This is a genomic window from Symbiopectobacterium sp. (assembly GCF_051710365.1).
Taxonomy (GTDB): Bacteria; Pseudomonadota; Gammaproteobacteria; order Enterobacterales; family Enterobacteriaceae; genus Symbiopectobacterium.
The window spans coordinates 1-6,616 of the sequence record NZ_JBPETA010000167.1 but is presented as its reverse complement, the minus strand read 5'-3'; the positions used below and the strand labels follow the sequence as shown (position 1 = coordinate 6,616).

Sequence of the window (6,616 nt, the reverse complement as noted above, 5' to 3'; positions counted from 1 at the left end):
ATTGTTAGTATGAATCATGAGAGTTACCTCGTGTTTTGTATAAGGATTGGACACCCATATCAAAACCGGTAACTCTCAACCTTGCAAGGTCCAGTGTCAGATCAAGTCGCGACTAATACACATAATTCCTGTCAGGATACTACCAATAATCACCATCCCATAATGTAGGTTTCGTAGGCCAAAGTAGACGTTAAATAAAAAACCGAAACCAGCTATGATGAGCCCAATCCGCTGTAATAGGCAAAGTGGACAAGGCAATTCATGCATAACGAGTTGATAATAAAAAGCTACAACCAGAGAAACGCATATTCCAAGAAGTCCCACAATATTAACCAGGTGGACAACCGTCGTTGGATGAGTTTTGGTTTTCATAGTATAGCTCCTTAAAATGATAAGCTCAGTGGATCAGTTACATGGTGAATGAATGATAAAACAGTGGCGATCAATAAAGCAGCCCACAGAATGTAACTGGTTTTATCCTTTCCGGTTATGGCAGCCAGGACTACACCCAATGCAATCAAAAATGGCAAAAACATGAACATAAAAACTTCCTCTTTATGGCTTTGTTGAATAAATCAGAACTTGTAACGACTGTGCCCCATCGGGTCGATTGTTACGTGATGTGAATACTGTTCGGCATTCCTAATAGCGTGATCCGGTTAAGTACTTTGACCATCGCCATCGCCATCGCTTCCCCCACCTGCGCGTCATAGTCCCGCAGGCTCAGATAGAGGCTGACCAGTTGGTTATTTTAAACTTTTGCTTTGCCATGGGGTGCAGATGTTGAAATGACGGTAGTGATCTGAGCAGATGATCACCTAAAAGTTCGATTTATTCAACAAAGTCGTAAGGACACTGAAAAGAATGTACCATTTTTCTGATTTTGGTAGGGATTCCTGATGGGAAATATTTTGTTGATTAATTGTTAAAGATAAAGTTAAGCAAAAGCCCACGCCGCTCGGCTATAAGGTCGAGCGCTTTCACCCATCAATGAAACCAATCGTTCACAGATTCCCACCACTAAGCTGTGTGAATGCCAAGGATGGCGCGAGTACACATTTGCGTACACATTGAATTTTTTAGGTTGTTATCTGTGAGGTAATTCAGTAGGTTAAATCTATAGTATTGTTTTCATGGATGAAAAACGTGGGTTGTGTGGTATCGGCCATATTCACTGTCGCTCGACTGTCCTTGGGTGTGCCGTTCGTCCGGATAAGCCTCAAGAATACCATTGAAATGAGATTCTGTGCGGGTTTCCTGATGTGCATCAATTCCTAAGGGGCAGGAATCCCTATGCATTCACACCATCATTCGTTACAATTTCGCACTTTAATGCGAATGATAATTAAATTCCTTCTAACACGTAGTGCAGGAAGGCAGTTAACAAGGAGACGATGATGCGGTTTTCCAGTGCGATTAAAACGACGCTTTTAGCTTCTCTGCTGGTAGTAGCAGGGTGCGATCAATCAGAGACGTCCTCTACCGCCAGTTCAACCATGAGTGTTGAACATGCCCAAGGGGTAACAACGGTACCGCTGCATCCGAAAAAAGTTGTCGTGTTTGATCCTGCCATTCTGGATACGCTGGATGCATTGCAGATCCCGGTAGCCGGTGTGCCGCAAAGCAGCGCGCATCTTCCTCCTTTTCTGGCCAAGTACTCCGGCAGCGAATATCTGAATGCAGGCACCCTGTTTGAACCCAATTATGAAGCGCTGAGCAGCGCCAAACCGGACTTGATTATTGCCGGCGGGCGCCCGTGATGCCTATGACAAACTGAGCGGTATTGCGCCGACCATTTCTCTGGATGTTGATGAGCAGCAATTTATGCCGAGCTTTATCCATCGCATTGAGCAACTGGGCGAGATTTTCTGCAAACAGGAAGAAGTCAAAGCCAAGATCGACGATTTCAAACAACGCGTCGCGCAAACCCGTGAAAAAGCGGGGCAGGCTGGTACGGCCATGGTACTGATGGTCAATGGCGGCAAGATTTCTGCCTATGGCCCGAAATCACGCTTTGGTTTTGTGTTTGACGAACTGGGGTTCGCCACGGCCACTGAATTTCCCGATCCGGGTCTCCATGGCAACGTGGTTACCGCTGAACTGTTGCTGAGCATCAATCCTGAATGGCTGTTTGTGTTAGACCGTGACAGTGCTATCGGCACCACCGGCGGCTTGCCTGCTCAGCAAGTGTTGGATAACCCGCTGGTGACGAAAACCAAAGCGTGGCAGAACCAGCATGTGGTGTATCTTGATTCCGCGTCACTCTACATCGCGGGTGGCTTGCAGAGCTATTCGCGTCTGATTGATGACGTCAATAAAGCGTTAGACAAGAAGTAATCTGACAGCACGATGTTTGCCATGAAACCTGTCTATTTGTCGGCCGTATTTATCCTGTTGGCGGGGATGATCGTTGCCAGCCTGTTCGTCGGTGCTGGTCAGGTGACTCTGGATGCCGTGTGGCGCGATCCGATTATGCGCGATATCTTTTTGATCAGCCGTGTTCCGCGCACGCTGGCGCTGCTGTTGGCGGGCAGTGCCATGAGCGTGGCGGGTTTGATCATGCAGTTGTTGACGCAGAATCGCTTTGTCGAGCCATCGCTGGCGGGGACCACACAGTCCGCCAGCCTGGGGTTGTTGGTGGTGATGGTGTTAATGCCCTCCGCCTCGCTGCTGGTGAAAATGACTGTTGCCAGTCTGTTTGCCATGGCTGGCACCGTGCTGTTTATGCTGCTGTTGCGGCGCATCGTGCTGAAATCGGCGCTGGTGGTGCCGCTGGTAGGTATTATGTTGGGCGCTGTGATCGGCGCGATAACCACCTTCGCTGCGATGCATTTTGACCTGTTGCAGTCGCTGAGCGGCTGGGAATCAGGCGATTTCTCCGGCGTGCTGCGAGGACGTTACGAACTGCTGTGGCTGGTGGGTATTCTTACGCTGATTGCCTGCTGGACGGCAGATCGCTTCACTGTTGCGGGCATGGGGCGCGAGTTTTCCGTCAACGTCGGTCTCAACTATCGACAAGTGATGCTGCTCGGGCTGGCAATTATTGCCATCATCAGCGGGGTGGTGATGGTGGTGGTCGGTACGCTGCCTTTTCTCGGTCTGATCGTGCCTAACCTGATTAGTATGCTGCTTGGTGACAATGTGCGTAAAACCATTCCCTGGGTGTGCCTGCTTGGCGGGGGATTGGTGTTGCTGTGCGACGTGATTGGGCGGGTGATTCGTTATCCGTTTGAGATCCCGGTGAGTGTCATTCTGGGCGTCATTGGTGCGGTGGTGTTCCTTATCCTGTTGTTGAGTCAAAAACGCCATGTCAGTTAACGAGGTAAAACTATCCCGCAGCGATAGCGGATTGATGGCCGTTATCGCTACGCCCGCGAAACGCTTGTGGTTACTCGGCGCGTTGGCGCTGACGACGATCGTTATTTTTATGACCATCAAGCTCGGCAGCAATTTGCAGTACATTCTGGTGCATCGTGGCCTGACGTTAGCCACCATGCTGCTGGTGGCATTTGCCGCCAGCACCTCCACGCTGCTGTTTCAAACGGTGACTAACAACCGCATCCTCACGCCCTCCATTATGGGTTTCGAAAACCTGTTTGTGCTGATTCAAACGCTGATCATCTTTTTGTTTGGGGCCAAGGGCATTCCCTGGGTGGGCGTCAGCGGCAAATTTCTGTGTGAAGCGCTACTGCTGGTGATGTTCTCTGCGGTGCTTTATCGCTGGCTGTTTCTGGGGCGGCGCGACAACCTGCATCTGGTGTTGCTGGTCGGCATTATCTGCGGCACGCTGTTTCGTAGCGCTTCGAGCCTGATGCAGCGTCTACTGACGTCCACGGAGTTTGCCGTATTGCAAGGACGCATGTTTGCCACCTTTACCCGCGCAGTGCCGGAGCTGATCGCGTTGACCGCGCTGATCGTGGTGATGGTTGCCATCGTTATCTGGCGGCGGCGTTTCGAGCTGGATGTGCTGGCGTTGGGGCGTAACAGCGCGGTGAATCTGGGCATCAACTTCAACCGCAGCGTCACCCTGATTCTGCTGCTGGTGTCGGTACTGGTGGCGGTTTCTACTGCGCTGGTCGGCCCGCTCACTTTTCTGGGCTTTATGGTGGCCAATCTGGCTTATCTGGTGGCTGGCTCCAGCCAGCATCGCATTTTGTTGCCCACGGCATTTCTGCTTGGGGTGATATCCCTGGTCGGCGGGCAGCTGATCCTGGAGCACCTGCTGAACATGGCGGGAGCGTTGTCCGTCGTGATTGAATTTATCGGTGGGACACTGTTTATCTTGTTGTTATTGAAAAAGGTTGCCGTGTGATTGAGATCGAGCATCTAACCAAGGCCTATTACGATCAAGTGGTGCTGAATGACATTACCGCCACCATATCTCGGGGTGGCGTAACGTCAATCATTGGGCCTAACGGGGCAGGGAAATCCACCCTATTATCGGTCATAAGCCGCTTACTGGTGGCGGACAGCGGTCGCGTTACCGTCAATGGGATGGATATTGCCACCACGCCCGGTGAGCAGATGGCGACCTGCCTCTCGGTGTTGCGTCAGGAAAACCGTTTCACCAGCCGCCTCACCGTTGAAGAGTTGGTTGGTTTTGGTCGCTATCCCTATACGAAAGGGCGATTGAATGCTTACGATCGCACTCGCATTGCCGATGCACTGTCTTTCCTCAATCTCACCGAGTTTAAAGATCGTTTCCTGGACGAACTGTCCGGCGGTCAGCGCCAGCGCGCTTATGTGGCGATGGTATTGTGCCAGGATACCGAATACGTGCTGCTGGATGAGCCGTTGAACAATCTCGATATGAAACATGCGGTAGCGATGATGAAACAGATTCGTCGCGCAGCGGATGAGCTGGGAAAAACCATCGTATTGGTCATTCATGATATCAATTTTGCGTCTGCCTACTCGGATTACATTATTGCGATGCGCAAAGGGCAAATTGTTTACAACGGCAAGCCGGAAGAAGTGATGGTCTCCTCGGTGCTGGAATCCATTTTTGATACCCAGGTGGAGATTGAACAGGTACGCAATCAACGTATTGCCGTCTATTATCGTTGATATTGTCACCGATTTACCCCTTTGAAGGGGCGGCAGGCGGCGTAACTGAAAAACCGACTTGTCGAGCATAGTCACTCCCCTGTATCGTGAGTGGAGTGACGGTCAACACACCGTTGATCTCAAAGTTAACTGATTCACGTGAGAGGATAACAATGGATAAGGCGACCAAGCCCTGTATCCAGGATGTGCTCGAGTTTGTGCGAATTTTCCGTCGCAAGAACAAATTGCAACGTGAAATTGTCGATAACGAGAAGAAAATCCGTGATAACCAGAAGCGTGTGCTGCTGCTGGATAACCTGAGCGAATACCTGAAACCGGGCATGAGTATTGAAGATGTGCAGGGCATTATTGCCACCATGCGCGGTGACTATGAAGATCGCGTGGATGAATACATCATCAAGAATGCCGATCTGTCGAAAGAGCGTCGCGATCTCTCGAAGAAACTGAAAGAGATGGGCGAAATGAAGTGCGCCGTGCCGGGCAAAGAGGCGTAAGCGTACATCCTTTTTCATCAGGCCGCCTGTGCGGCCTGATGTTGCTGACAAATAGCACAATGCTCACCGTCATTCCCGCGAAGGCGGGAATCTCTTGCAAAAGAAACACGTTTACTCTTGCAGATATCCCCGGCTTCCGCCGAGGATGACGAGGGGGGAAGTGACTTCTTCATCAGTCTGAGGCCGCCTGTGCGGCCTTTTTTATGGCTGCGTTTTGGGCTCCTGCATGATGCTTAGCGCGTTGTCCCTGCCTCGCTGACAATTGCGATCGCGTTTCACCCATCTTGCGCCATCATGAAAATTGGCGTCATCCTGTGCGAATCCCGCTGCAACGCTGTGGCATAGGGCTGTTCCGGTCACTCTGCGGGCTGCTGAATACTTAAGGGGGCAGCGATGGCGAAAATGTCGTTTAGCCTGGCGTCATGTGCTGTTATTGCGGGAACACTGCCTCTGCTGTGGTTGTCGCAGATACCACCGCGCTGGGCCTCAGTCACTGTGTTGATGATATCGACGCTGCTGCTGGCAACCTGCCGCCCCAAAATAGTACGCGTGTTGAGTCTCTCCTTTCTCTGTTTGGCGCTCGCGCTGCTTGATGCCCGTTCCATGCTAATGACAATGACCGACATTGATGGCAACACACTGAGCGCTGAGGTGAAGATCGTTGAGATGCGCATCTCCGGTCATCAGGATCAACAGATTCTGGTTCAGGTTGAGAAGCTGCAAGGCCGATGGATTTTTCCGGTGTTTTACGCCACGCTCACGTTGCCAAATGCGATGGAGGCATGGTGCGGTGGGCAGCGTTGGTTGATTCGCGCCCGCTTTTGTCCGTTGCATAGTCGGTTAAATCAGGGGGGATTTGACCGGCAACGCTGGGGGATTGCCAAGCGACAGTTGGCGTCGGCGCGCGTGTTGCACGCTACGCCGATTACGCTAAATAACTGTTCCGAATAGTAGATCACCTGAAGGGAACTCAGTCCGAGTTGAGCGATCTGATCAATCGATAAAGATCCCAAATCATCAACCGGACTGAGCGATGTCGAGCATAGCACCGATAC

The 6,616-nt window shown here is 51.2% G+C and carries 6 protein-coding genes and 3 pseudogenes; 6 read left to right on the top strand and 3 right to left on the bottom strand.

Annotated elements, in window-relative coordinates:
- Positions 1 to 120: 120 nt before the first annotated feature.
- From ACTBDZ_RS13645 to ACTBDZ_RS13635, 3 genes and pseudogenes are all read right to left on the bottom strand, one after another.
- Positions 121 to 372: pseudogene (locus ACTBDZ_RS13645) on the bottom strand (disulfide bond formation protein B); the annotation flags it as partial.
- 11 nt (positions 373 to 383) lie between these two features.
- Complete coding sequence (locus ACTBDZ_RS13640) at positions 384 to 542, bottom strand: DUF5993 family protein (RefSeq protein ID WP_438815724.1); 159 nt, start codon at positions 540 to 542, stop codon at positions 384 to 386.
- 71 nt (positions 543 to 613) lie between these two features.
- Positions 614 to 742 (bottom strand): annotated as a pseudogene (locus tag ACTBDZ_RS13635) (IS5/IS1182 family transposase); the annotation flags it as partial.
- Positions 743 to 1,397: 655 nt separating this feature from the next.
- Between ACTBDZ_RS13635 and ACTBDZ_RS13630 the strand changes: the two are divergent.
- The 6 genes and pseudogenes from ACTBDZ_RS13630 to ACTBDZ_RS13605 all read left to right on the top strand — a co-directional run bounded on the left by ACTBDZ_RS13630 (position 1,398) and on the right by ACTBDZ_RS13605 (position 6,512).
- Positions 1,398 to 2,337: pseudogene (locus ACTBDZ_RS13630) on the top strand (siderophore ABC transporter substrate-binding protein).
- Between the two features lie 21 nt (positions 2,338 to 2,358).
- Entirely contained in the window at positions 2,359 to 3,318 is a 960-nt protein-coding gene (locus ACTBDZ_RS13625; protein WP_438815723.1) for an ABC transporter permease, read from the top strand.
- Positions 3,308 to 4,312, top strand: coding sequence for an iron chelate uptake ABC transporter family permease subunit (locus ACTBDZ_RS13620; protein ID WP_438815722.1), 1,005 nt, complete (start codon positions 3,308 to 3,310; stop codon positions 4,310 to 4,312). The genes ACTBDZ_RS13625 and ACTBDZ_RS13620 overlap by 11 nt, the downstream gene beginning before the upstream one ends.
- Positions 4,309 to 5,067 (top strand): iron ABC transporter ATP-binding protein, encoded by a 759-nt coding sequence (locus ACTBDZ_RS13615; protein WP_438815721.1) that lies wholly within the window; start codon positions 4,309 to 4,311, stop codon positions 5,065 to 5,067. The genes ACTBDZ_RS13620 and ACTBDZ_RS13615 overlap by 4 nt, the downstream gene beginning before the upstream one ends.
- Before the next feature lie 152 nt (positions 5,068 to 5,219).
- Positions 5,220 to 5,561, top strand: a complete 342-nt coding sequence (locus tag ACTBDZ_RS13610; protein WP_438815720.1) for a DUF496 family protein — start codon at positions 5,220 to 5,222, stop codon at positions 5,559 to 5,561.
- Between the two features lie 393 nt (positions 5,562 to 5,954).
- Positions 5,955 to 6,512: a DUF4131 domain-containing protein gene (locus ACTBDZ_RS13605; RefSeq protein ID WP_438815719.1), complete on the top strand. Its 558-nt coding sequence runs from the start codon at positions 5,955 to 5,957 to the stop codon at positions 6,510 to 6,512.
- Positions 6,513 to 6,616: the final 104 nt, after the last annotated feature.